This is a genomic window from Vibrio sp. Y176, assembly GCF_033438945.1.
In genome coordinates, this window is record NZ_JAWOQS010000766.1 from 1 (window position 1) to 615 (window position 615).

Annotated in this window: 1 protein-coding gene; it reads left to right on the forward strand. The window is 47.3% G+C overall.

All coding sequences use genetic code 11. The features are described from left to right. A partial coding sequence (locus R7O13_RS28540; RefSeq protein WP_318305417.1) for a DUF2254 family protein occupies window positions 1–571 on the forward strand: 571 nt, incomplete at its 5' end. Window positions 572–615: the final 44 nt, after the last annotated feature.

Below are 615 nucleotides of genomic sequence, written 5' to 3' on the forward strand. Positions count from 1 at the left end.
CTATATTGAGAGGCAGCCAGGGAGTTTTGTTTATCTTGGTCAACCATTGGCTTGGGTCTGTGGCGAATTAGCAGAAGAAAGTGAGGTAACGGCAGCGTTCACGATCCGAACTGAGCGATCCTATGACCAAGATCCTCGCTTTGGCTTAGTTGTACTTGCGGAAATAGCCTCTAGGGCCCTCTCTCCTGCCGTTAATGATAATGGTACTGCGATTGATGTTCTGGGACGTTCGATTCGGGCGCTTTCACTTTGGGGAGAACTTATTAGCCAACAGCCGACCAAAACTCGCTTCCCAAGATTGTTTGTGCCCTCGTTAAACTGCCAAGATTTATTCGATGATGTCTTTTTGCCGATAGCGCATGATGGGGCAGCTCAACTGCAAGTTCAGGTTCGCCTGCAAAAGGCATTACTAGCCCTGTCTAGTATGTATCCCAAGCTATTTAGCGCTCCAGCAACCAAACTGTCAGAGAAAGCATTAGAACTCGCGTTGACCCAACATTTTACTGAAGACGAAAAGCATCAACTTGCGCAACTTTCGAACCAGGTAACTGACCCAAAAACACGGCGCTGACGATCCATTCAATCAGCATCGTTTTAAGCATACGCCTCAAACAT